This window comes from Micromonospora sp. NPDC020750, from assembly GCF_044334565.1.
Classification (GTDB): domain Bacteria; phylum Actinomycetota; class Actinomycetes; order Mycobacteriales; family Micromonosporaceae; genus Micromonospora.
On the sequence record NZ_JBIRTH010000006.1, the window covers coordinates 133,028 to 154,358 of the forward strand.

General features: G+C 72.3%; 29 protein-coding genes. 22 read left to right on the plus strand and 7 right to left on the minus strand.

Going from position 1 to position 21,331, the window contains the following annotated elements; genetic code table 11:
* Positions 1-3: 3 nt before the first annotated feature.
* From ACH4T9_RS19905 to ACH4T9_RS20010, 22 genes are all read left to right on the plus strand, one after another.
* The gene (locus ACH4T9_RS19905) at positions 4-156 is read left to right on the plus strand and encodes a hypothetical protein (RefSeq protein WP_396673183.1); all 153 of its coding nucleotides are present in this window, start codon (positions 4-6) and stop codon (positions 154-156) included.
* Positions 153-449, plus strand: coding sequence for a hypothetical protein (locus tag ACH4T9_RS19910; RefSeq protein WP_396673184.1), 297 nt, complete (start codon positions 153-155; stop codon positions 447-449). Before ACH4T9_RS19905 ends, ACH4T9_RS19910 begins: the two co-directional genes overlap by 4 nt.
* A gap of 28 nt (positions 450-477) precedes the next feature.
* Entirely contained in the window at positions 478-732 is a 255-nt protein-coding gene (locus ACH4T9_RS19915; protein WP_396673185.1) for a hypothetical protein, read from the plus strand.
* Positions 733-816: 84 nt separating this feature from the next.
* Positions 817-1,794 (plus strand): hypothetical protein, encoded by a 978-nt coding sequence (locus tag ACH4T9_RS19920; protein WP_396673186.1) that lies wholly within the window; start codon positions 817-819, stop codon positions 1,792-1,794.
* Complete coding sequence (locus ACH4T9_RS19925) at positions 1,791-2,102, plus strand: HNH endonuclease (protein ID WP_396673187.1); 312 nt, start codon at positions 1,791-1,793, stop codon at positions 2,100-2,102. The genes ACH4T9_RS19920 and ACH4T9_RS19925 overlap by 4 nt, the downstream gene beginning before the upstream one ends.
* 47 nt (positions 2,103-2,149) lie before the next feature.
* A complete protein-coding gene (locus ACH4T9_RS19930) occupies positions 2,150-2,278 on the plus strand; it encodes a hypothetical protein (RefSeq protein ID WP_396673188.1) in 129 nt (42 codons plus the stop codon).
* Between the two features lie 84 nt (positions 2,279-2,362).
* A complete protein-coding gene (locus ACH4T9_RS19935; protein ID WP_396673189.1) occupies positions 2,363-3,994 on the plus strand; it encodes a terminase in 1,632 nt (543 codons plus the stop codon).
* Between the two features lie 69 nt (positions 3,995-4,063).
* Positions 4,064-7,282: a phage portal protein gene (locus tag ACH4T9_RS19940; protein ID WP_396673190.1), complete on the plus strand. Its 3,219-nt coding sequence runs from the start codon at positions 4,064-4,066 to the stop codon at positions 7,280-7,282.
* Between the two features lie 41 nt (positions 7,283-7,323).
* Positions 7,324-7,812 (plus strand): hypothetical protein, encoded by a 489-nt coding sequence (locus ACH4T9_RS19945; protein WP_396673191.1) that lies wholly within the window; start codon positions 7,324-7,326, stop codon positions 7,810-7,812.
* A gap of 13 nt (positions 7,813-7,825) precedes the next feature.
* A complete protein-coding gene (locus tag ACH4T9_RS19950) occupies positions 7,826-8,404 on the plus strand; it encodes a hypothetical protein (protein WP_396673192.1) in 579 nt (192 codons plus the stop codon).
* Positions 8,401-8,808, plus strand: coding sequence for a hypothetical protein (locus ACH4T9_RS19955; protein ID WP_396673193.1), 408 nt, complete (start codon positions 8,401-8,403; stop codon positions 8,806-8,808). The genes ACH4T9_RS19950 and ACH4T9_RS19955 overlap by 4 nt, the downstream gene beginning before the upstream one ends.
* A complete protein-coding gene (locus ACH4T9_RS19960) occupies positions 8,808-9,212 on the plus strand; it encodes a hypothetical protein (protein WP_396673194.1) in 405 nt (134 codons plus the stop codon). Before ACH4T9_RS19955 ends, ACH4T9_RS19960 begins: the two co-directional genes overlap by 1 nt.
* A 3-nt stretch (positions 9,213-9,215) precedes the next feature.
* Positions 9,216-9,536 carry a hypothetical protein gene (locus ACH4T9_RS19965; RefSeq protein WP_396673195.1) on the plus strand — a complete coding sequence of 107 codons (321 nt, stop codon included), beginning with the start codon at positions 9,216-9,218 and terminating at the stop codon, positions 9,534-9,536.
* Positions 9,514-9,708 carry a hypothetical protein gene (locus ACH4T9_RS19970; RefSeq protein ID WP_396673196.1) on the plus strand — a complete coding sequence of 65 codons (195 nt, stop codon included), beginning with the start codon at positions 9,514-9,516 and terminating at the stop codon, positions 9,706-9,708. Before ACH4T9_RS19965 ends, ACH4T9_RS19970 begins: the two co-directional genes overlap by 23 nt.
* On the plus strand, positions 9,705-10,115 hold the full coding sequence (locus ACH4T9_RS19975) for an HK97 gp10 family phage protein (RefSeq protein WP_396673197.1): 411 nt from the start codon (positions 9,705-9,707) through the stop codon (positions 10,113-10,115). Before ACH4T9_RS19970 ends, ACH4T9_RS19975 begins: the two co-directional genes overlap by 4 nt.
* A gap of 1 nt (position 10,116) precedes the next feature.
* Positions 10,117-11,625: a hypothetical protein gene (locus tag ACH4T9_RS19980; protein ID WP_396673198.1), complete on the plus strand. Its 1,509-nt coding sequence runs from the start codon at positions 10,117-10,119 to the stop codon at positions 11,623-11,625.
* Positions 11,625-14,390 (plus strand): hypothetical protein, encoded by a 2,766-nt coding sequence (locus tag ACH4T9_RS19985; protein WP_396673199.1) that lies wholly within the window; start codon positions 11,625-11,627, stop codon positions 14,388-14,390. Before ACH4T9_RS19980 ends, ACH4T9_RS19985 begins: the two co-directional genes overlap by 1 nt.
* 12 nt (positions 14,391-14,402) lie before the next feature.
* Positions 14,403-14,834 (plus strand): hypothetical protein, encoded by a 432-nt coding sequence (locus tag ACH4T9_RS19990; protein WP_396673200.1) that lies wholly within the window; start codon positions 14,403-14,405, stop codon positions 14,832-14,834.
* Positions 14,834-15,061, plus strand: coding sequence for a hypothetical protein (locus tag ACH4T9_RS19995; protein WP_396673201.1), 228 nt, complete (start codon positions 14,834-14,836; stop codon positions 15,059-15,061). Before ACH4T9_RS19990 ends, ACH4T9_RS19995 begins: the two co-directional genes overlap by 1 nt.
* Entirely contained in the window at positions 15,058-15,840 is a 783-nt protein-coding gene (locus ACH4T9_RS20000) for a hypothetical protein (protein ID WP_396673202.1), read from the plus strand. Before ACH4T9_RS19995 ends, ACH4T9_RS20000 begins: the two co-directional genes overlap by 4 nt.
* 2 nt (positions 15,841-15,842) lie before the next feature.
* Complete coding sequence (locus ACH4T9_RS20005; RefSeq protein ID WP_396673203.1) at positions 15,843-16,103, plus strand: hypothetical protein; 261 nt, start codon at positions 15,843-15,845, stop codon at positions 16,101-16,103.
* Positions 16,104-16,119: 16 nt separating this feature from the next.
* Positions 16,120-16,374: a hypothetical protein gene (locus ACH4T9_RS20010; protein WP_396673204.1), complete on the plus strand. Its 255-nt coding sequence runs from the start codon at positions 16,120-16,122 to the stop codon at positions 16,372-16,374.
* A gap of 59 nt (positions 16,375-16,433) precedes the next feature.
* On the opposite strand, the gene ACH4T9_RS20015 is transcribed toward ACH4T9_RS20010, so the two are convergent.
* From ACH4T9_RS20015 to ACH4T9_RS20045, 7 genes are all read right to left on the minus strand, one after another.
* Positions 16,434-16,844: a hypothetical protein gene (locus tag ACH4T9_RS20015; RefSeq protein ID WP_396673205.1), complete on the minus strand. Its 411-nt coding sequence runs from the start codon at positions 16,842-16,844 to the stop codon at positions 16,434-16,436.
* 141 nt (positions 16,845-16,985) lie between these two features.
* Positions 16,986-18,506 carry a hypothetical protein gene (locus tag ACH4T9_RS20020; RefSeq protein ID WP_396673206.1) on the minus strand — a complete coding sequence of 507 codons (1,521 nt, stop codon included), beginning with the start codon at positions 18,504-18,506 and terminating at the stop codon, positions 16,986-16,988.
* Positions 18,503-19,084, minus strand: coding sequence for a helix-turn-helix domain-containing protein (locus tag ACH4T9_RS20025; RefSeq protein WP_396673207.1), 582 nt, complete (start codon positions 19,082-19,084; stop codon positions 18,503-18,505). Before ACH4T9_RS20025 ends, ACH4T9_RS20020 begins: the two co-directional genes overlap by 4 nt.
* Positions 19,081-19,254, minus strand: a complete 174-nt coding sequence (locus tag ACH4T9_RS20030; protein WP_396673208.1) for a hypothetical protein — start codon at positions 19,252-19,254, stop codon at positions 19,081-19,083. The genes ACH4T9_RS20025 and ACH4T9_RS20030 overlap by 4 nt, the downstream gene beginning before the upstream one ends.
* A 78-nt stretch (positions 19,255-19,332) precedes the next feature.
* Positions 19,333-19,506 carry a hypothetical protein gene (locus tag ACH4T9_RS20035; RefSeq protein ID WP_396673209.1) on the minus strand — a complete coding sequence of 58 codons (174 nt, stop codon included), beginning with the start codon at positions 19,504-19,506 and terminating at the stop codon, positions 19,333-19,335.
* 227 nt (positions 19,507-19,733) lie between these two features.
* Positions 19,734-20,012, minus strand: coding sequence for a hypothetical protein (locus ACH4T9_RS20040; protein ID WP_396673210.1), 279 nt, complete (start codon positions 20,010-20,012; stop codon positions 19,734-19,736).
* 26 nt (positions 20,013-20,038) lie between these two features.
* The gene (locus ACH4T9_RS20045; RefSeq protein ID WP_396673211.1) at positions 20,039-21,250 is read right to left on the minus strand and encodes a helix-turn-helix domain-containing protein; all 1,212 of its coding nucleotides are present in this window, start codon (positions 21,248-21,250) and stop codon (positions 20,039-20,041) included.
* Positions 21,251-21,331 lie beyond the last annotated feature (81 nt).

Genomic DNA, 21,331 nt, shown 5'->3' on the forward strand with positions numbered 1-21,331 from the left:
GCCGTGGACGACGGCCTGGTCTGCGACCGCTGCCACGCCGGCCAATGCTGGGACTGCGAGGGCCACTGCTGGCACGGATGCGTCAGCGACGAGTACGACCCGGACGAGTACGTGCGCCCCAGCGAGACCGTCGAGCTGCCCGGGGTGAGCTGGTGACCCACCAGGCCCCGCTGATCGCCCGCCTCGACGGCCCCGACATCTGGCGCCGGTTTCGGCTCGCCGGCTCCCACCGCATCAACGCCGCCCCGTGGATGGACGCCCTCAGTCGCCGCGAGCACGTCGGCACCTGCCGCACGCCCACCGGCAGCGGCAAGGCCTGCGGCGGCAACCTCAAGCCCGGCAAGCCGTACCGCGTCGACCGCGTCGACTGGTACCCGACGGTCTGCGCGACGTGCGGAAACGAGGCCGCCGCCCGAGGCCCTGCCCCCGCCCGCCGGCGGAACCGATGACCCCCGATCCGAAGGAGACACCCGCACCGTGACCCCGATTGCCAACGGCCCCGCCCGCAACATGCCGAAGGGCCGCATCCGCCGGCAGCTCGACGCCCTGGACCGGACTGCCGCCGGCGGTCCGGCCGCCTGCCTCTGCCCCAACGGCCAGCCGATCACCATCGCCACCTTCACCGACGAGCGCCTCGTCGACGTCGAGCTGCGGCACCTCCCCTCGACCGGCTGCGGCCGGCCGGCGGTTCACATCGAGCCCCGGGTCTACCAGGCCGGCATCGGCCGCTGACCCACCCGGCCCCCGGGCCCCGACCACCACGGCGGGCCCGGGGGCCAACCGCACCACCCGAACCAAGCACGAGGAGCACCCCGGGTGACCACCCCGACCGACCAGCCCGGCCGCGAGCTGCGGCCCGTCGACCGCCACGAGTGGATCTCGATCATCCTCCGCGCCCGCCTCGGCGGGCTCATCACCGGCAGCGGCCGCACCGGCGAGAAGGGCCGCGCCACACGCGGCGGGGTGTCTGCCACCGCCTTCAAGGCCGTCGCCCTGGCCTGGGCGTCCCACGCCGACCCCGACGGCACCAACATCTGGCCCGGCGACGCCACGATCGCAGTCGAGGCCGAAGTCGGGCTCCAGGTCGCGCAAGCGGTCAAGCGGAAGATGATCGAGCTGGGGCTGACCGAGCGGGTCCGCGCACGGTCCCGCCGGCACCGCCGCGGCGACGAGCACCGGCTGACCCTCCCGAGCGATCTGCTCGACGCCGTCGACGTCCTCTCGCCGGCCGCCTTGCAGATGGCCGCCATCAATGTGTACGAGCGCCGACGCGGCAAGCGTGGGGGGTCCGGTGGAGACCCCACACCACCCGGTATGGGGAGTCCGGTGGACACCCCACAGGACCCGACCGACCCCACCGTGGGGGATCCGGTGGACCCCCCACACGAGCCCGACGCCGAAACGTGTGGGGGGTCCGGTGGACACACCACAGATGTTTGTGGGGGGTCCGGTGGCACGCATGTGGGGGGTCCGGTGGCACGCGTTACTTATCCAGAGACCAACCCAGTAAGTAGTTCACCCAGCCAGACGGATAACGGGGTTCGTACGGCCGTCACCGTTCCGCGCGTAGGCGAGGCCGTCGACGAACCCGATCCCGCCATCGAGGAGAAGACGCAGCCGCCGCCCGCGCCCGCCCGGCCCGCCGGCTGCCCGGACCACGGGCCCGCGATGAAAGCCGGCAACCGGCCCGACGGCCAACCCCGCTGCCCGCTCTGCCGCCGCGGCGCACCACCCAGCACCCCACCCGCGGGCCACCTCGCCACCGTCACCCAGCTCCACCAACGCGCATCATGAGCCAGTCATGGGCAGGAGGCAGCACCCGAGCCTGGCGCGTACTCCGCGCCCAGGTGCTACTACGCGACCACTACCGCTGCCGGGCCCACGACGACGGATGGTGCGACCGAGCACCAGGCCCACACACCTGCACCGGCATCGCCGACCTCACCGGACCAGACCGAGGCCACGCCCACCACACCCTCGGCAAAGCCGTCACCGGCGACGACCCACGCCACATCGTCGCCGCCTGCGAACCCTGCAACCTCCACATCGGCGACCCGGCCCGGCACAACGACCCACCGAACAAGGCGGTGACCCGATGGTGAGCAGTCCTCAGCCACGGATGTACGTGGTGAACCTGAGCACAGGCGAAGTGACCGGCGGACCAGAGCCCGGCACCGTGCAGCACTACGACCGCGAGACGTTCGAGCTGCACATCCACACGTACGCACCCGACGAATGCGACCGATGCGCCGAGCTACGCGAGATGGGCTACCGATGACCTGCGGTTTTTCCCCACCAGGGACCCCCCGGACACCCGCGTCCTGTCCTTTTTCTCTCTCCCCGAGCCGACCCGGAGCCTGCCGTGACCGTTGCCGTCCTTGACCCGCTGGTCCTCGGGTCGACCGTGCCGCGGCTGTTCACGCCGCCGCTGGTGGTCGGTCCGCCTGGTCCGTGCGGGTGTGGGTGCGCGCTCTCGCCAGCGACGTCGTACGGCTTCGAGGTCGACGACTTCGCCCGGGACACGCTGCGGCACCCGCTCGACCCGTGGCAGCGGTGGCTGGCGATCCACGCGGGCGAGTTGCTGCCGGATGGGTCGCCGCGGTTCTCGACGATCGTGATCCTGGTCGCGAGGCAGAACGGGAAGACGGAGCTGCTGGTGGTGCTCACCCTGTTCTGGCTGTTCCGGGCGCGGCTGGCGATGGTGCTGGGCACGTCGACGAAGTTGGACTATGCCCGCGAGTCGTGGCTCAAGGCGGTGAAGCTGGCCCGGTCGATCCCGCAGCTGCGGAAGGACATCCCGGCGCGCGGCGGTGTGCGGAAGGCCAACGGCGAGCAGGAGTTGGTGTTCGCGCCGAGCGGGGACGTCGACGACCTCGACGCGTGCCGGTACAAGATCGCGGCGTCGAACGAGGAGGGCGGCCGGTCGCTGTCGATTGACCGGCTGGTGGCCGACGAGCTGCGTCAGCACCACTCGTACGAGGCGTGGGACGCGGCGGAGCCGGCGACGTCGGCCCGGCCGGGGTCGCAGGTGTGGGCGTTGTCGAACGCCGGCGATGTCCGGTCGGTGGTGCTGAACGATCTCCAGGACGCGGCGCGCGAGTTCATCGAGTGGTGGGATCGGGAGTCCGGCGAGCGTGGCGTGGCCGAGCTGATTGACGCGCCGGACATGCCGGGCGACTACCAGCTGGGGCTGTTCGAGTGGTCGGCGCCGGAGGACGCCGACCCGGAGGACGCGGAGGCCCTGGCGGCGGCGAACCCGAACATGGGCCGGCGGAAGGACGCGCGGAAGCTGATCGCGAACGCGCGGCGGGCGAAGGCCGCCGGCGGGCTGGCGCTGAGCGGCTTCAAGACGGAGCACATGTGCATCCGGGTGAAGCAGATGAACCCGGCGATCGACCCGGATGCGTGGCGGGACTGCCTCGACGCCGGCGCCCTCGACGGGGAGCGGGCGCGGCTGGCCGCGTGCATCGACCTGAACCCGGAGGGGACCCACGCGACGCTCGCCGTGGCGGCCGTGCTCGACGACGACCGGGTGCGGGTGGAGACGGTGCACGAGTGGACCGGGCCGGGCGCGGCGTCGGCCTTGGAGCGGGAGCTGCCCGCCTGGGTGGAGCGGCTGAAGCCGAAGACGGTCGGGTGGTTCCCGGCCGGCCCGGCCGCCGCGGTGGCGTCGAAGGTCGCCGACCGGCGTAAGGACGGGGTGCGGGGGTGGCCGCCGCGCGGGGTGACGGTGGCGGAGATCCGCGGGGAGTCGGCGGCGGTGTGCATGGGCCTGGGCAAGGAGATCAAGGCCCGGACGTTGGCGCACTCCGGCCAGGCGATGCTCGACGCGCAGGTGGACGGGGCACAGCCGTTGAAGCGCGGCGACGGGTGGGTGTTCACCCGGCGGGGCGGCGGGAACGTCGACGCGGTGTACGCGGTGGCTGGGGCGGCGCACCTCGCCAGGACGTTGCCGAAGCTGCGGAAGGTGTCCCGCCGCACTCGCGGGGCGTGACCTACGAATCAAAGGTTTACGGTTGTTCTGACTGACGATTCGTAGGCATGATCACGTACACTCCCGGCCATGGGGTGGCTCGGGGCGGTAGGGCAGCAGGTGCGGGAGTTGCTGTCCCTGCCGCACCCGGTGGTCCTCGACGAGCCGCCGGCGGCCGTGTTCGACTCGGCACCGCGCCCGATCGACCGGGTCATCTCGGAGATGCACGCGGGTACGCCGGGCCGGGTCAGCCGGGAGCAGGCGCTGTCGGTCGCGGCGGTGCAGCGGGGCCGCAACAGCCTCTGCTCGATCGCCACGTTGCCGTTGGTGCAGTACAAGGGCCTGGAGATCGTCCAGAGTTCGTTCCTGGCGCAGATCGACCCCGATGTGGCGAACGTGGTCACGTTGTCGCAGACGATCGAGGATCTGGCGTTCGACGGAATCAGCTGGTGGCTGATCACCGCGCAGGACTTCGCCGGCTATCCCCTCGCCGCCCGGCACCTGGACGTGCGGACGGTGAGCCTGACCGAGCCGCCCGGTGCCGTGAACCCGTTCCCGAGCGGTGTGGATGCCCGCGGGGTGAAGGTCGTGTGGGTCGACGGTGATCCGACCCCGGTCGACAAGCTGATCCGGTTCGACTCGCCGAACCCGGGGCTGCTGTGGGCGAACGCCAGGGCGATCCGGCGGGCGCTGCTGCTGGACAAGTTGGCGTCGACGTACGCCGACAACCCGCGGCCGACGGACTACTTCACCGACGCGGATGACCCGTCGGTGGATCCGATGGAAGACGAAGAGATCGACTCGTTCCTCGCCGAGTGGCGGGACAACCGCAAACGGAGCGGCACCGGGTGGATTCCGGGCAACGTGAAGCGGGTCGATGTGGCCACGCCGTCGCCGGCGGAGCTCCAGCTCGTCGAGCTTCAGCGGCAGGCGACGCTGGAGATCGCGAACGGGCTCGGCGCGGACCCCGAAGAGCTGGGCGTCAGCACCACGTCGCGCACGTACTTCAACGCGGCGGACCGGCGCCTGTCGAAGATCAACGAGCGTTACGCGCCGTACATGACGGCGATCACGCAGCGGCTGTCGATGGGCGACGTCACCCGGCGGGGCTACCAGGTGCGGTTCGACCTGACGGACTACCTGAAGCCGGACCCGGTCGCCCAGGTCGCCTACTGGAAGGGCTTGAAGGACATGGGTGCGATGGACGCTGACGAGATCCGGGCGGCGGCCGGGCTGTCCGGGCCGGCCCCGAAGGCGAAGCCCGCCCCGGCCCCGGCCCCGGCCGCGCCGGCCGGTGACGGCCAGGACGAAGAGCAGACCGACGAGGCCGAGGGCGCCGAGGCGTTCCAACCGGCGGGGATGACGTTCGCCGCCAGCGACGGCCAGGGCGCGGGGATGACGTTCGCCGTCGGGGATTTCGCCACCGCCGCCGAGCCGCCGAAGGTCGACGTGGAGTCCCGCACGATCACCGGCCTGGCCGTCCCCTACAACAAGGTGGCCAGGAAGTACGGCCTCGCCTTCCGCTTCTTGCCGGGCAGCCTTCAGTACGGCGACGTGTCCCGGATTAAGCACCTGAAGGACCACCACTTGCCGGTCGGCGTGACGCAGTCCGTCACGGAGACGAAGCGGGGCCCGGTGGTGAAGCTGTCGGTGCTCAGCGGCCCGGAGGGTTCGATGGCCCGGGCCGAGCGGGACCAACTGCTCTACGACGCCGCCGAGGGCCTCTACGACGGGTTGTCCGTCGGCGTGGACTTCTCGCTTGATCCCGAGGTCGGGGACGTCGAGTGGTCCGAGAAAGACAAGGTCTACAACGTCAAGCGCGCCTCGTGGCGCGAGACGTCGTCGACCCCGATGCCTGCTTTCGATGACGCGCGCGTGACCAAAGTGGCCGCGAGCCGAGCAACTGGAGGATCGATGGAAGAGTGCGCCACCTGCGGCACGAGGCACGCGCCCAGCGTGGCGTGCCCGACCGCCCCGCAGGCCAACACCAACCAGCCGGAAGGCATGGCCCTGTCCCAGGACCAGCTGACCGCCCTGCTGTCCCGGCCGGGCGCCCTGGAGGCGCTGATCCGGCAGCCGCAGCAGGCCCAGCCGCAGCAGCCGGCGGCGCCGGCCGGTGCGCTGACCCTGTCCGCCGAGCAGGTCGACGGCCTGATCCGCGCCGGCCAGCTGGGCACGCTGCTCGGCGTGCCGCAGCTGACCCAGGCCCGGACCGAGCAGGAGCCGGAGCGGCGGGCCGTCGTCGACCCGACCCGCCGCACCGTGACCGCGTCGGTGACCGAGCCGGCCCCGTACGCGTTCGACCGCAAGGGCAACCTGACCCGGGGCGCGCACGACTTCTCCACCGACCTGATCGCCGGATCCAAGGGCGACACCGGGGCGCTGGCCCGGGCCGAGCGGTTCATGCGGGAGCAGTTCGAGGAGCAGCAGGCCGCCCAGTTCGACGTCGACGCGACCGACGTGACCGCGCTCAACCCGAACCGGCAGCGGCCGGACATGTACGTCGACCAGCGAGAGTTCCGCTACCCGATGTGGGCGGCGATCGAGAAGGGCACGATCACCGACGCGACCCCGTTCGTGGTGCCGAAGTTCAGCTCCGCGTCGGGCCTGGTGGCGAACCACACCGAGGGCACCGAGCCGACCCCGGGATCGTTCACCGCGACGTCGCAGACGATCACCCCGACGCCGGTCGCCGGCAAGGTCGAGATCACCCGGGTCGCCTGGGACCAGGGCGGCAACCCGCAGATGTCCGGCCTGATCTGGCGGCAGATGCAGCGCGCGTGGTACGAGGCGCTGGAGGCCGCCGCCGTGGCGGTGCTCGACGCCGCGACGCCGACCGCCATCGCGCTGACCGCCGGCGGCGGCACGACCGGCCAGACCCTCGACGGGGAGATCACGGCCGCGTTCGCCGCGCTCCAGTTCGTGCGGGGCGGCTTCAGCATGGACACGATGTTCAGCCAGATTGACCTCTACAAGGCGCTGGTCGCCGCCAAGGACAACGACGGGCGCCGGCTGTACCCGGCACTGGGTCCGTCGAACGCGTCCGGTCTCGCCGCGAGCCGGTACGCCCAGCTCGATGTCAACGGCGTGGTGGCGTTGCCGGCGTGGGCGCTGGCCGCGACCGGCTCGGTGGTCGCGAGCTCCTACCTGTTCGACCGGGAGGTGGTCCACGGCTGGGCGACGGCGCCGCGCCGCCTGGAGTTCGAGTACCGCGTCGCGTACATCGACCTGGCGATCTGGGGTTACAAGGCCACGGCGGTAACGGACATCAGCGGTGTCCGGGAGATCACGTACGACCCGGTGGCCTGATCCGCCGTCCCCCGACCGACCCTGAGTAGGGAGTAGCCAGCATGGCGAACGAAACCCCGGCCGCCCCGGCGGCGAAGAAGACGACCCCGGCAGCCCCGGCCACGAAGACGCCCACCGCGCCGACCACGCCCACCGGGCCGACCGGCCCGGTGGTGGACCCGGCCGCCGCGGCGATCCGCGACGCGGCCCAGCAGACGGAGATCCGGCAGCTGACCGCTGAGCGTGACGAGCTGCGGTCGCGTGTCGGTAACGTGTCGGAGCTGGAGACGCTGCGGGCGGAGGTCGCCGCGCTGCGGGAGACCGCCGCCCGGTCCGGTGTCGGCCGGTCGGGCCGGTGGACGATGTCGGCCGGTGTCGCCGCCGACCTGGAGACCACCGGGTACGCGACCGACCCGAACACCGGTGACGCGTACGTGCGTGACGGTGACCAGGTGACGGTGACCTCGCGCGGCGCCGGTGGAACCCGCACCATCGCGATGCCGCCGCCGTCGGGTGCCGGCGACCGCGAGTCCGCCGACCGGAAGAACTGAGCGGAGCGCGGCCGTGCCCTGGCGTCCTGACTACCTCACCGCCGAGCAGGCGGCCAACTTCGTGCGCGCCGGCAGCGCGGACGAGGAGGAGTTGGCGACCTGGTGCACGGCCGCGTCCCGGGCGATCGACAGGCGGACAAACAGGCAGTTCGGCCGGGTTGTCTCGGCGGTGGCCCGGACGTACCGGCGTCCGGCCGCCTACGACGTGGTGTCCGGCCTGTGGCTGCTGGAGGTCGACGACGTCCAGGACGTCACCGGCCTGACCGTGGGCGGGGTCGCCTACGCGTCGGCGGGGGCAGTGCTGCTGCCGGACGACGCGGCGGAGAAGGGCAAGCCGTACGAGCGGCTGGGATTCAGCGACTACCTGGCCGGTCCGGTGATCGTATCGGCGGTGTGGGGTTGGTCGGCGGTGCCGGCGCAAGTGGTCGGCGCGTGCAAGCTTCAGGTCAGTCGGTGGGCTGCCCGGCGTGACTCGCCGTTCGGGGTGGCCGGGTCGCCGTCGGACGGGTCGGAGCTGCGGCTGCTGGCCCGCCTCGACCCGGACGTCCACACCACGCTCGCCGGGCTGTCCCGGCGCCGGAGGGTCGGATGAACCTGGGCGCGGTCGCCGAGGAACTGCGGGCGGCCCTCGGTGTGATCGAGGGCCTGAACGTGGCGGAGTGGGGCGTGAAGCGGGTCCAGTCGCCAGCGGCCGTGGTGTCGCTGCCTGAGCGGGTCGACTACGACGCGACGTACGGGCGCGGGTCGGATCAGCTCACGGACATGGCGGTGCTGGTGCTAATCGCGAGGCCGACGGACCCGGCGACGCTGCGGGAGGTCGCGACGTACGCCGACGGGTCCGGGCCGCGCAGCGTGAAGGCGGCGATCGAGGCGCACACCTACACGTCCTGCGACTCGGTGACGGTCGTGTCGGCGGAGTTCGAGCGTGTCAGCTACGCCGACATCGAGTACCTGGCGGCGATGTTCCGCCTCGACATCACGGGAAGGGGTGCCTGATGGCGTTCGTCCATGGGCGACACACGGAGATCGAGCTCGACAGTGATGACCTGTCGGAGTTCTGCACCACGAGCCAGTTGGACCAGGAGGCCGACGAGCACGACGTCACCGGTTACGGCAAGGCCGACTACGTGTTCGCCGGCGGCCTGCTCAAGGGCGCGTTCAGCATGGGCGGCACCTACGACGACGCCGCGACCGGCCCGAAGGCGATCATCGAGCCGCTGCTCGGCACGGTCGTGACCCTGGTGCGTCGGGCGGAGGGCACCGGGGCGGGCAAGCCCCAGGAGTCCGTGCAGGTGCTGGTGAAGAAGTACACCGAGACGAATCCGGTCGCCGGGATGATCACCTGGCAGTGCGACATGACCAAGAGCGGCCCGATCACCCGTACCACCCAGGGAGCCTGACCGATGGCCATCGTCGACAAGAGCAAGCTGCTGTCCCGGCGGGTCGCTGAGGACACCGTCGAGATCGACGGCGTGGGCGAGGTCGCCGTGCGGGCCGTGACCCGGTACGAGCTGCTGACCGCCGGCAAGGGCGTCAACGAGGAGAAGGTCCCGGACCTGATCGAGCGTCGGATGCTCGTCGCCGGGATCGTCGACCCGCCGCTGACCATGGCCGAGGCGGAGGAATGGCAGAAGGGCGCGTCGGCCGGCGAGGTCGGCAAGGTGCTCCAGCGGATCCGGGAGCTGTCGGCCCTGACCGAGGGTGCCGCCAAAAGCGGCGTATAGGGCGTTCGACGCCGAGCCGGAGCTGGAGTTCGAGTTCTTCCTCGCTGACCGGCTCGGCCGGACCGTCGAGGAGCTGCGCGAGTCGATGACGCAGGACGAGTTTGTGCGCTGGTCGGTGTTCCACGGCCGGAAGGCGCAGCGGGCGGAGTTGGCGAGGAAGGCGGGGCGGTGAGGCAGACCATCGCAGTCGGCGGGCTGAAGGAGTTCGGTAAGGGGCTCCGGAAGCTCGACGCTGACCTGCCGAAGGCGCTGCGGTTGGCGATGAACGGCGCGGTGGGTCTGGTCATCGACTACGCGGCGCCGCGGATCCCGAAGCGCACCGGCCGGGCAGCGTCGACGCTGAAGGCGAAGAGCACCCGCACCCAGGCCCGGATCGGGATGGGCGGCCGGAAGGCGCCGTACATGCCGTGGCTGGACTTCGGCGGGAAAGTCGGCCCGAACCGCAGCGTGAGCAGGCCGTTCCTGAAGGACGGCCGGTATGTGTACCGCGGCCTGGCTGAGCGGCGGGACCAGATCACCGAGGTCATGGAGCGGGGAATCCGGGACGTGGCCCGGCAGGCAGGGTTGGAGGTGGACTGACGTGGCGAACCAGGTCACCCTGACTTTCGGCGGTGACGCCGGAGAGCTGGCGAAGGCATCGAAGCAGGCGAAGGCCGCGACGGACGATGTGACGGCGGCCGTCGGTCAGGCCGGCGAAGGGATGGGCCGGGCGGCTGGTGGGTCTCGGGACTTGGCCGGGCGGATGGGTGCCCTGGGTGCGGCGACGGACGGGGCGTCGACGGCGATCGGCGACGCCGCCGGCACGATGCAGGCCCTCGTCGACATCCAGATGGCGGCCGAGCGCAAGGCGGCGGAGCACGCCCGCGCCCTGGCCGACGTCGAGCAGGCGAACATCGACGCTGAGCAGGCCGTTCGGGATCTGAGCCAGGCCCAGCTGGACCAGAACCAGAGCATGCTCGACGCCAAGCAGGCAACGGTCGACGCCGGCCAGGCCGCGATCGATGTCAAGCAGGCGAACCTCGACGCGACGGTCGCGCAGAAGGAGTACAACCAGGCGGTCAAGGAGCACGGCGCCGGGTCGGATGAGGCCCGCCAGGCGGCCATCGACCTGGAGCAGGCGCAGGGCGACCTGAAGCAGGCCAACCTCGACGCCGAGCAGGCGACGTCCGACTTCAAGCAGGCGCAGGAGGATGGGAAGCAGGCGACCCTCGACGGGGCCCAGGCCGCCCGGGACGGCAAGGACGCGGTGCTGAACCTCGCCGACGCCCAGCGGGCGGCGAACCCGCCGGACATGCAGAAGTGGGCCGACCAGCTCAACCTGGTCGCGCCGCTGTTGTCCGGGGTGGTGGGTGTCGTCGCCCTGGTGACGGCCGCCCAGTGGGCGTGGAACGTGGCGCAGCTCGCGTCGCCGACGACGTGGGTGGTCCTGGCGGTCGTCGCCCTGATCGCCGCGGTGGTGCTGATCGCGACGAAGACGACGTGGTTCCAGGACCTGTGGGAGGTCACCTGGTCGGCGATCAAGGTCGCCGCCGAGTGGGTGGTCAACTGGATCGTCGGCGGGTGGACGTGGGCGTTCGGGGTCATCGAGGCCGGCGTGAAGGCGTGGTGGAAGCTGTTCACCTGGTTCTGGGGTGGCGCTATACGGCTCGGCAAGGACTTCCTGGGCTGGATCGTGGGGATCCCGGATCGGGTGACCGCGACCTTCGCGAAGGTCGCCGGTGCGGTCAGTAGGCCGTTCCGGGCCGCGTTCAACCTGGTCTCCGACGCGTGGAACAACACGATCGGCCGGCTGCGCTGGACGGTGCCGTCCTGGATCCCGAGCATCGGCGGCGCCAGCATCTCCGCGCCGCAGCTGCCGAAGTTCCACTCCGGCGGGCGGGTTTCGGGGGCGCCCGGTTCGGAGATGCTGGCCCTGTTGCAGGCCGGTGAGACGGTCACCTCGGCCGCCGATGCCACGTCCGGCGGCCGGACCGTGGTGGAGTTCCGCTCCGACGGCAGCCGCATCAGCAGCCTGCTGTTGGAGATCGTGCGGCAGTTGGTCAAGGACGGCGGCGGCGACGTCCAGTTCGTGTTCGGATCCGGGGCCTGATGCGCAACCGGATCATCACCGAGCTGTACCTCGGGCCTGGCCTGGGGTGGGTGGATGTCAGCGTCGACGGCCGGCAGGGCGTAGCGGACTCCGGCGGCGGCACCACGATCACCCGCACGGACCGGGACTCGGGCACCATGAGCATGGTCCTGGCCAACCCGGGCGGCCGCTACAGCCCGCGTAACCCGCGCTCCCCGTACTACGGTCTGCTGGGCCGCAATACGCCGGTGCGGGTGGGGCTGCTGGAGCTGGTCGACGCGTTCGACCGGACGGTGGCGGCCGGGTGGGGCACCGGGTGGACCAGCTTCGGTGCGGGGGCCCCGCTCGCGGCCAGCGACAGTGACGTGGTGGCCGGTGCCGCCCGTCACCGGGTGCCGGTGCTGGCCGGGTACCGGGTCAGCTACTACTCCGCCCGCCGGTGGCGTGACTGCGAGGTCCGGGTCACCTGCGACATGGTGGCCACCAACATCACCGGCGGGCCGGTCGAGCCGGCGAACATGGTGCTGCGGATGCAGGACATCAACACCTACTACATGGCCCGGGTGGAGGTGTCCGCGTCGGAGGTCGTCACCGTGTCCCTGCATCACTCCACGGGCGGGGCCATCGCTGCCGCCGTCACCGTGCCCGGCCTGGTGTTCGCCGGGCAGCCGCTGCGGGTCGCCGCGTCGTGCGTCGGCGACCGGCTCGCGATCAAGTGCTGGGATCCGGCCGCCGGCGGTGAACCGCGGGACTGGCAGCTGACCGCCGTGGACAGGCGGCTGACCGCCGCCGGGTGGGTGGGGATCCGCTCCGGTGTCGCCGGCAGCAACACCAACACTCTGCCGGTGGAGTTCCGCTACGACGACCTGGCGGTGCTCGACCGGCGGGCATGCATGGAGGTCACGTCGTGGCCGCCGCGGTGGAACCTGGCCGGCACCGACACATGGGTGCCCGTGCCGGCGGCCGGGATCCTGCGCCGCCTCAGCCAGGGCGCGAAGCCCCTCGACAGCGCGTTGTACCGGTACCTGCCCACCACCGGCCCGTCGGCGTACTGGCCGCTGGAGGACCCGCCGGGGTCGCTGTCGGCCCGCTCCGCGGTGGCCGGCGTGGGGCCGATGCGGCCGTTCGGATACTCGCGGTTCACCGCGCCAGGGACTGGGGAGCCGGTCGAGGCGGCCGGTCTGCCTGTGTTCGGCAGCGGCGACGGCATCCCCGGCTCTGCCCCGGTCATCGACCTCGCCCAGGGTGGCGTGCTGTCGGGTACGGTCCCGGCCTCCGGCGCCGGGACGTGGCGCATCGAGTGGGTCATGGTCGCACCTCGGGACCAGGGTGCGGCGGTGATCCCGATCCAGTGGACGACCGCCGCCGGCACGTGGAACACCTGGACTATCCAGATCGACCCGACCGGCCTGTTCGGCACGTTCGGCAGTCCGACGACGGCGGCGGGGTCGGTCACCAAGGCCTTCGGGATCTGGGACGGGCTACCCCACCATTACGCGGTTGAGGTTGGCCCGGTCGGTGGGGTCCTGATCGCTGACCTGCGCATCGACGGCGCGTGGGTCGCCAACTTCAACCCGTTCACGCCGGGCGCGATGGTCGGGGCGACGGCGGGCAGCATCACGGGCGTCACCATCAACCCGCTGGAGATCCGCCAGTCCGAAACCGTCGGGCAGGCCATGCCGATCCTCGGGCACATCACGGTGCGGCAGCCGTACCCGGCGACGGAGCCGGCCACCTTCGCGGCGATGGGCGGCTACGCCGGCGAGACGGCGGCCGACCGCATCGTGCGCCTGTGCGCTGAGCAGGGCGTCCCCGTGTTCGTCAGCCGGGGCCCGGACCCGTCGGCGGCGATGGGCCCGCAGCGCGTGGCCACGTTCTTGGACCTCATCCGTGAGTGCGTCGACGCCGACGGTGGGCTGCTCGGCGAGGCCCGCGAGCAACTCGCCCTGACCTACCGGTGCCTCGGCGCGCTCTACAACCAGCCCGCCGTCGCAGCCCTGGACTACACGCTCCTGACCGCGCTGGATCCCGACGAGCCGGCCGACGACGTCCGCAACGACATCACCGTCAAGCGGCCGGACGGCGACCGGGCCCGCGCGGTGCTCGAGGTCGGCCCGCTGTCGACGCAGCCGCCCCCGGCCGGTGTCGGCGTGTACGACACCGCGCCCACGGTCAACATCGCGACGGACGCGCAGCTGCCCGACCAGGCCGGGTGGCGGCTGCACCTGGGCACCTGGGATGAGGCCCGCTACCCACGCGCCAAGGTCGACTTGGGCGCACCGGAGTGGGCCGCGAACGTGGACCTGGCCGCCGCCGTGACCGCCCTCGACGCGGGCGGGGTGGCCACCATCGACGGGCTACCGGCTTGGCTGCCACCTGGCCGGGCGACGCAGCAGGTACGCGGCAGCGTCGAGCAGCTCGACGAACACACCCGCACCCTGGCCTGGACGCTGGTGCCGGACGGCCCGTACACGGTGGCCGCCGCGGATGGGGAACCGCCCGTCCCGGCGGACGGGTCGACGCTCGCCGCCCCGCTGTCGGCGGCTGGCCTCACCTTCCAGCTCGCCTCGACCGCAGTGAACGGGCCGTGGTCGACGGCCGCCGGCGACTTCCCGCTCGACGTGCGGGTGGGCGGGGAGCGGATCCGGCTGTCCGGCATCACCGGCACGTCCAGCCCGCAGACCGCCACCGTCGCCACTGGCGGCCGGGGCATCAACGGCGTGGTGGTGGCCTGGCCGACCGGCACCCCGGTCGACGTGTGGATACCGGCCATCATCCCGCTCTGAGAGAGGACACCCATGGCTATCGCGTCCGGTCAGCGGATCACCCCCGCCCTGCTGCGGCGTCTCCGCCCCGCCTACTACACCGCGCAGGCGACAAGCGACCTGGGCGGTGTAGTGACGACGACCCTCGTGCCCGGCGCGACGGTCACCTTCACCGTCGAGACGGCCGCCGCCTGGTACGTGGACGCGGTCTTCGACGTGGACACCACCGGTGCGTCGACCGGCCTGGCGCTGGGCTACTGCGAGGTCGACGGCACCATCGTGTCAGGTCAGGCGACGTGCGCAAACGAGGTCCTCACCGACCGGCACTCCGTTGCGCAGCAGTGGTCCGGGGTGTTCGCCTCCGCCGGCTCGCACACCATCCGGCTCAAGGTCACTCTCCCCACCGCGGTGTCGGTGAGGACGACCAACACGCGGTTCCGCGTAACTATTCAGGAGGTGGTGTAGTGGCATTCGGTGATCCGGTTGTCGGCAGCGTCGGGGGCTACTCGGTGCGGATCCGGCACGTGCCGACCAGCATCGACATGTCCTGCAACATCGGTCCGGAGATTGCGACTCCGGACGACATGGACGCTGCGGTGCAGGCGATCGTGAGCGTGATCGACGCGGCGGCTGATCTCCAGGTACTCGGTGCTGGCGCGACGGCCACGGCGTACCGCGAGCTGACGCCGTGACCGCCTACTACCTCGCGCCGTCGCTGGCCGTGCTGAGGGCGGAGATCGACGCCCGCTGGCCGCGCCGGGACAAGGCCTCGGACGGCTGGATCGGCGACACCGCCCACCAGGCCAGCAAGAGCGACCACAACCCCAACGAGCGGGGCAGCGTCAACGCGCTCGACATCGACCGGGACGGCATCGACGTCGCCGAGGTGATCGCGGCCGTCGAGCGGCACCCGAGCACCCACTACTGGATCTACCAGCGGCAGATCGCCGACCGGGACGACGGGTGGCGACGCCGCCCGTACACCGGCCCGAACCCGCACGACAAGCACCTGCACGTCTCCATCCGGCAGAGCCGGACGGCGGAGCAGGACCGACGCCCCTGGGGCCTGGAGGACACCGTGACCAAGGACGACATCAAGGCCGCCGTGCGCGAGCTCCTCGCCGAGCCGCTGCCGTACGGCGCGAAGGGCCCCGCCGACCGCCTCGCCGCCAAGGGTTGGTCGAAGAAGCTCAGCATCCTCGGGCAACTCGCTTACGTGATGGAGCACGCCGTCGACGGGGCCCCGTCGGGCGAGCTGGCTGCGATTCGCGCCCAGCTGACCGAGCTGACCGGCAAGGACTGGACGGACGAGACGGCCGTCGTAGCCGGCGTCCTGGCCGGCCTGGGCCCGGACCGGCTGGCGCAGGCGCTGACGGCGGCCGGCCTGACCCCGGAGGCCATCGCCGCGGCGGTGCCGGCGGACATGGCCCGGCAGGTGGTCGACGAGCTGACCACCCGGCTGAGGGAGTAACCGTGCCGAACTCCGAGCAGCACCGCCTCGGCACCTCACCGCTGGTAGTGGAGATCGGCCTGAAGGAGATCTACGACCTGCTGGTCGCCCTGAACACCAACGTGCAGATCCTGGCCGGCGACATCAAGGACCTGTCCAGCAAGGCCGACGACCACGAGCAGCGGCTGCGGTCGCTGGAGCGTGCCCGTTGGCCGTTGCCGACCCTTGCCGCCCTGGTGTCGGTCGGTGCCCTGATCCTCGCCCTGCTCCAGTACCAACGCTGACCGGAAGGACCCCCTGATGACCATGTCCAACCCCACCCCTGTGCCGACGAGCGAGGCGGCCGAGCCGCTGTTCACCGTCGGTGGGATCACTGCCGGCGTGACCGCGCTGATCGCCCTGGTCGTGTCGTTCGGGCTGTCGCTCACCACCGCCCAGCAGACGGCGATCCTCGGCGTGGCCGCCGTGCTCGCCCCGCTGATCGTGGCGGCGGTCGCGCGGGGCCGGGTGTACTCGCCGGCCACCGTGCGGGCGCTGCTGGCCCGCCGCCCGTAGGGTCGGCGCTGGCCTGACGAACGCCCCCGCTGCCTCACGGAGCGGGGGCGTTCGTCATGTTACTTTGCGGCCGGGCGCCACCGGCACCCGTTCGACGCCTTGAACCCTCGGTCGGTCGCCTGGACCACCACAGTCTGCGTTTCGCCCGGGTCGAGGTTGTCCTCGTCGATGATCGAGTCCGCCCGCCCGAACGACCGCAGCCGCGCCCAGTAGCAGGGCCGGGCGCCGGCGGTCGCCGTGTACGCGCCGGCCTGGATGTCGGTGCCGACGTCGTAGATGCCGTCGCCCAGCTCCAGCGGGCGGCTGGGCGGCTGGGTCGCCGTGGCTGGGGCGGCGGTCTGGTCGGTGGCCGGGTCAACGGCGGCTGCCGCAGTGGTTGGCGTGGTGCCGGGGTCGTCACCGCTGGCGCAGCCGGCCAGCGCGGCGGCGAGCACCAGGGCAGGGATGACCGCGCGGAGGGTGGGGGCCATCCGGGCACCGTACCGGGGGCGTCCGCCCGGAGGTGTCCGAGACGCGACAGCGCTCCGGACTCCACCGGGATGGCCCGGGGCTTACGCCGGCTGGCCGATCCGGTCGGGGCCGACCGGCCGGCCCCGAGCGGATCGGTGGCCCTACTGAGCCCGATGGTGTCGCATCCACCGGTTGGCCGTCGCCTTCGAGCAGCCGGCCGCCGCGCCGAGATCCTCACCCTTGGGTCTGCTCCCGTACTCCCCGACGAGGCGCTCATACTCAGCGGCGAGCCGGGCGACGTCGAGCCTGCGCCCGGGTGCGCGCCTCCCGGACTCGGGCCGGGCCGGGCTCGGCTCGGCGGCCTGGCGCTCCGGCTCACGCGCTGTCCGCCTCCGGGCGCGGCTCAGGCTCCGGAGCCGGGGCTGCCGGGACGGCGGCCACCAGGAGCGGCGCGGCTCGGGCTCCGGAGCCGGGATCGTCGCCACTGCGGTTGGCTCGACGGTCGGGCGCGGCTCAGGCTCCGGCGCGGCCGGGGCGGTGGCCACCCGGGGTGGTGCCGGCCGGCGCACGTGAGCTGGCTCGTCGGTCGCGGCGACCATGTCCCAGATCCCGCCCGGCGACACGTCGGCCCACCGGCGCACGTCCCGGTCGGCGAGCACGGCCCGGACTGCGCCGGCGCGGATCCGGTCGGTGGCGGTGGCCATCTCCTCGAGGGCCCGGGCGGCGAGCCGGATGTCCGGGTCGTCGAGGCTCACCGGCTCAGCGATGGGTGCCGGCTCAGGCTCGACGGGCTCAGGCTCGGTCGGCTCAGGCTGCGCCGGGACGGGCGCACGTCCGAGCAGGGCTCGCCAGGCGGCGCGGATCCGGCCGCCCGGGGCAGAGGCCCGGCGCGCGGCGCGCTCGGAGTTGTAGCCGGCCCAGGCTCGCTTCGGATCACGGACGTTGTGCTCGATCGACCACCGGCGCGCCGCCCAGCTGCGGATCGGGAACGCGCGGCGCCGCTCTGCGGAGAACGTGGTGCCGCCCTCGTCGACCAGGCCCTCGGCGAGCAGCCGCACGTTCTGCTGCCGGCGGGTGTGCAGGCCCCACAGCCAGGGTGAGAGCAGGGACAGCGTCCCGAGGGCGACCGCGAACGCCGTCGGTGCCAGCTGCGGGGCGGCGAAGTGGGAGTAGTTCAGGGCCGCGAATACCCCGGCGATGACGTACGAGGCGCGGCGAAGCCGGCCGGCGGTGGCGTGCGCGCCTTGCAGGAGAGCATCGTGCGCGTGCCACCCGACGTAGAGAGCGATCGTCTCGGCGGCCAGGGCGTACACCACGGCGCAGGCGACCCGGACGGCCACCGGCCAGGTCTCCGCCGTCTGGGCGTACGCGTAGACGGCCTGGCCGCCGACGGTCGCGGTGTTGGCCATCAGCAGCGGGGCGATGGTGCGGCCGGTGGCCGCCCACCGGCGCAACTGCCGGAGTCGCCTCGCACGGGCCTTCGCCCGTTGCTTCCGGCGCTGCCGCTCGGCCCGGGCCTGCTCGCGCTCGGCCTGCTGGCGGGCGGCGCGGTCGGCGGCGTCCTGCTCGCGGCGCAGCTGGTCGACCTGGCGGGCATGGTCGATTTGGGCGCGCAGCTCGATGCCGCGCAACTCGGCCAGCTCGGCGGGGGTGAGCTTCGGGGCGCGGGGCAGCAGCTTCATCGGACCCCGACCTCCTCGGACCGGCAGGGGGTGCACCGGCCGACGATCTGGCCGTTGTGGCCGGGCTTCTGGCACCGGTCACCGCCGGGCGGCGGCGGGAGGGCTGCGCCTCGGCGCTCCGGGTACGGGTAGCCGCCGGCGCCGGGGTTGGTGTTCTTTCCCCTCCGGGCGAACCACTCCCGCGCGCTTGCGCGCGGCTTCTTCTTCAAATTCCCTTCACTACCTTCGGGTGACGCACTCCCGTTGTCGGTGGCACCCCCACGGGGCGAGGTTTGGCGCGTCCGATCGTCAGATGGCACCCCCTCGTGCTGGTTGGCACCCCCGCCGAGGATGAGCCGGTACACCCGCGTGACGATCCCGGCGACCTTGGCGACGACCAGCTTGCCGAGCTTGATCAGCTTGGGAATGCATCGCTGCACGGTCCGCTCGGAGCAGCCGGCGTACTCGGCGATCGTCGCCACGCTGGGCCACGCGTCGCCGGCCCGGTTGGTGTGTGCGGCGATCGCCAGCAGCACCCGACCCTCGTTCTTCGGGAGGGTGCGGGATTCGAGCAGGGCCGCCTTCACGATCAGGCTCATCGGGCACCGCCGGCGGTCAGCGCGGTGGTGGCGGCCGGCGCGGCCGGGCTGAGGGTGGCGCCGGTCAGCAGGGCGGCGCGGAGGCCGGAGACGGTGCCGGCGTAGCTGGCGACGATGCGCCGGGGCGGGGTGGTGTGCGCGCAGGGGCGCGCGTCAGCCAGAATGGCCATGGGTCAGGACTCGCTTCCTGATCAAGGGCCCGGCCGGTGCTCCAACACCGCGATTCCGGGCCCGACTTCATGTCGGGGCTAAGCCTGCTTGGCGTACTCCTGCAGCAGGCGGGTGACGACCTCGGCGAACCGCTCGCCTTGCTGCTTTGCCTGGTCCCTGGCCGCGTCCTGCACGGCCTGGGGCACCCTGACGTTGAGCAGCGGGGTGAGTCCGGTGGCCGGTCGTCCCGGCCGGCGTGGTGCCTCGCTCATGGAGATAAACGTACTACGTTAATATGGGCGGCGCAAGTCAAGATCAGGGGGTCCGGGCCCGGACCGTCGGTGGCCTGCTGACCAGAGCCGCCCCACCACCACCCGGGCGCGGCCGGCGGCTGGAGAGTGGCCACGCCGACCCGCCCACCCTGCACGCCACAGGCCGGCCAGGCAACCGTGCCCGGCCCGGCCTGTGGAAAACCTGCCGTCTGTGGACAACCGCCTGATCACGTGCCCGATGTGCTACTGGACTCCGTCGCATCGACCGCGTCGACGATCCACTCCGGTAGCGCCGACACCGCCCACGGCCCGTACCAGGTGACCGTGGTGTACCGGGCCCCGTGCGGCCCGCTCGTGCCCCGCAGCAGACCGTGCACGGCAGTGGTGGACACCATGGCGTCCACCACGGTCACCACTAGCTCGGTCGGCCGGAACTGGCGGCCCCGCTGGTCGAGTAGGTCGGGTGCGCCCGCCACCCGCCACCGGCGGGTCACCACCACCCGCACCGGTGTCACCTTGACCCGGCCCCGCATCAAACACCCACTCCCATCGCCTCGGCCAGACGCAGCACGTCAGCGCCCAGCGCCGGCGACCGGCGCAGCAGGGTCGCCAGCAGCTCGTGACCCACCGGCCGGTGGCGGACCTCGGCCGGTGCGGTTCGGTCGGCCTCGACCAGGGCACGGCCCGCCCGGGGCAGGTCACCCGCTTGCGCCCACGCGCTCGCCGCGTCGAGTAGGTGGGCCGCGCGGTACCCCGGTGGCAGCCGGCGGAAGGCGGTGCCCTCGACGAGTCGCTGATGGGCGGCAGGATCGAGGGTGGCGCCCTCGCCGAGTTCGACCGTCGTGGCGACCCGGGCCAGGTCGACGGTGATCGGGCTGAGCACCGTGCGGTAGTGGTCGCGCCCATCGCCGACCGCCGCCGCCTTGCCGACCTGGTCGAGGAGGTCGGCGACGCAGTCGGCGTCCCCGCGGGCGGCAGCGCCCCGGGCTGCCACGATGAGCAGCGTCCCGTACACCGACAGATGGGCCGCGGAGGCATCAAGCGGGGTGGGCGACGCGATCAGGTCGGCCACCGTGAGGCCGATCTCCATGGCGTGCCGGGGCTGCCCCTGGGACAGCAGCGCGTACCCGAGCTGGGCCGCGCAGGCGCCGGTAAGAAGCTGGTCGTCGGTGGCCTGGCTGGCGGTCAGCGCCCGGTCCGCCGCCATCCAGGCCAGGTCGTTGATCCCGACCTTGCGCAGCACGGCCGACGCGATCTGGTACGCCTCGGCTAGGCGCTGTGCCAGCTCAGGCTCGCCCGGGTTGGCCATCCGGGCCTGTTGTGCGACGTGCAGCAGGCGCGGCAGGAAGCGGACCAGGTCGGTGTACCTCGCGTGCTGGTAGCTCAGCCAGGCATGGTTGACGGACTTGCGCAGGTCGGCGAGATCGGGCGCCGACTGCTGCCGTCCGGGCCGGGCCGGGCCCCATCGGGCCAGGGCACCTCGGACCGCGTCGACACTGACGTTGTCCAGCAGGTAGCTCGGGCCCTGCGCGTCGACGTCCTTGCCGAGCAGTAGCCGCAGGTCGACCCGGAGGCCATCGGCGACGGTCCGCATGGTGGACATCTTGTCGAGGCTGCGGACACCGCGCTCAACCTTGTCGACCCAGCTCTTGGACTTGCCGATGACGTCGGCGAACTGCTGCTGCGACATCTTGCGCCGCCCGCGCCAGTACGCGACCCGGCGACCTATGGGCAGATCATCCATGGTGCGCGCTCACGCCCGCCTCCATCCGGGCGACGATCCGGGCTGAGTTGGCCCAGGCCCACGGCCAGCACCGACGGGCAG

Excerpts from the sequence above, each read along its gene's own strand:
- ACH4T9_RS19925 (WP_396673187.1), top strand. The coding sequence starts at position 1,791 with ATGAGCCAGTCATGGGCAGGAGGCAGCACCCGAGCCTGGCGCGTACTC.
- ACH4T9_RS19940 (WP_396673190.1), top strand. The coding sequence starts at position 4,064 with ATGGGGTGGCTCGGGGCGGTAGGGCAGCAGGTGCGGGAGTTGCTGTCC.
- ACH4T9_RS19945 (WP_396673191.1), top strand. The coding sequence starts at position 7,324 with ATGGCGAACGAAACCCCGGCCGCCCCGGCGGCGAAGAAGACGACCCCG.
- ACH4T9_RS19955 (WP_396673193.1), top strand. The coding sequence starts at position 8,401 with ATGAACCTGGGCGCGGTCGCCGAGGAACTGCGGGCGGCCCTCGGTGTG.
- ACH4T9_RS19960 (WP_396673194.1), top strand. The coding sequence starts at position 8,808 with ATGGCGTTCGTCCATGGGCGACACACGGAGATCGAGCTCGACAGTGAT.
- ACH4T9_RS19965 (WP_396673195.1), top strand. The coding sequence starts at position 9,216 with ATGGCCATCGTCGACAAGAGCAAGCTGCTGTCCCGGCGGGTCGCTGAG.
- ACH4T9_RS19985 (WP_396673199.1), top strand. The coding sequence starts at position 11,625 with ATGCGCAACCGGATCATCACCGAGCTGTACCTCGGGCCTGGCCTGGGG.
- ACH4T9_RS19990 (WP_396673200.1), top strand. The coding sequence starts at position 14,403 with ATGGCTATCGCGTCCGGTCAGCGGATCACCCCCGCCCTGCTGCGGCGT.
- ACH4T9_RS20010 (WP_396673204.1), top strand. The coding sequence starts at position 16,120 with ATGACCATGTCCAACCCCACCCCTGTGCCGACGAGCGAGGCGGCCGAG.
- ACH4T9_RS20015 (WP_396673205.1), bottom strand. The coding sequence starts at position 16,844 with ATGGCCCCCACCCTCCGCGCGGTCATCCCTGCCCTGGTGCTCGCCGCC.
- ACH4T9_RS20020 (WP_396673206.1), bottom strand. The coding sequence starts at position 18,506 with ATGAAGCTGCTGCCCCGCGCCCCGAAGCTCACCCCCGCCGAGCTGGCC.
- ACH4T9_RS20025 (WP_396673207.1), bottom strand. The coding sequence starts at position 19,084 with ATGAGCCTGATCGTGAAGGCGGCCCTGCTCGAATCCCGCACCCTCCCG.
- ACH4T9_RS20030 (WP_396673208.1), bottom strand. The coding sequence starts at position 19,254 with ATGGCCATTCTGGCTGACGCGCGCCCCTGCGCGCACACCACCCCGCCC.
- ACH4T9_RS20035 (WP_396673209.1), bottom strand. The coding sequence starts at position 19,506 with ATGAGCGAGGCACCACGCCGGCCGGGACGACCGGCCACCGGACTCACC.
- ACH4T9_RS20045 (WP_396673211.1), bottom strand. The coding sequence starts at position 21,250 with ATGGATGATCTGCCCATAGGTCGCCGGGTCGCGTACTGGCGCGGGCGG.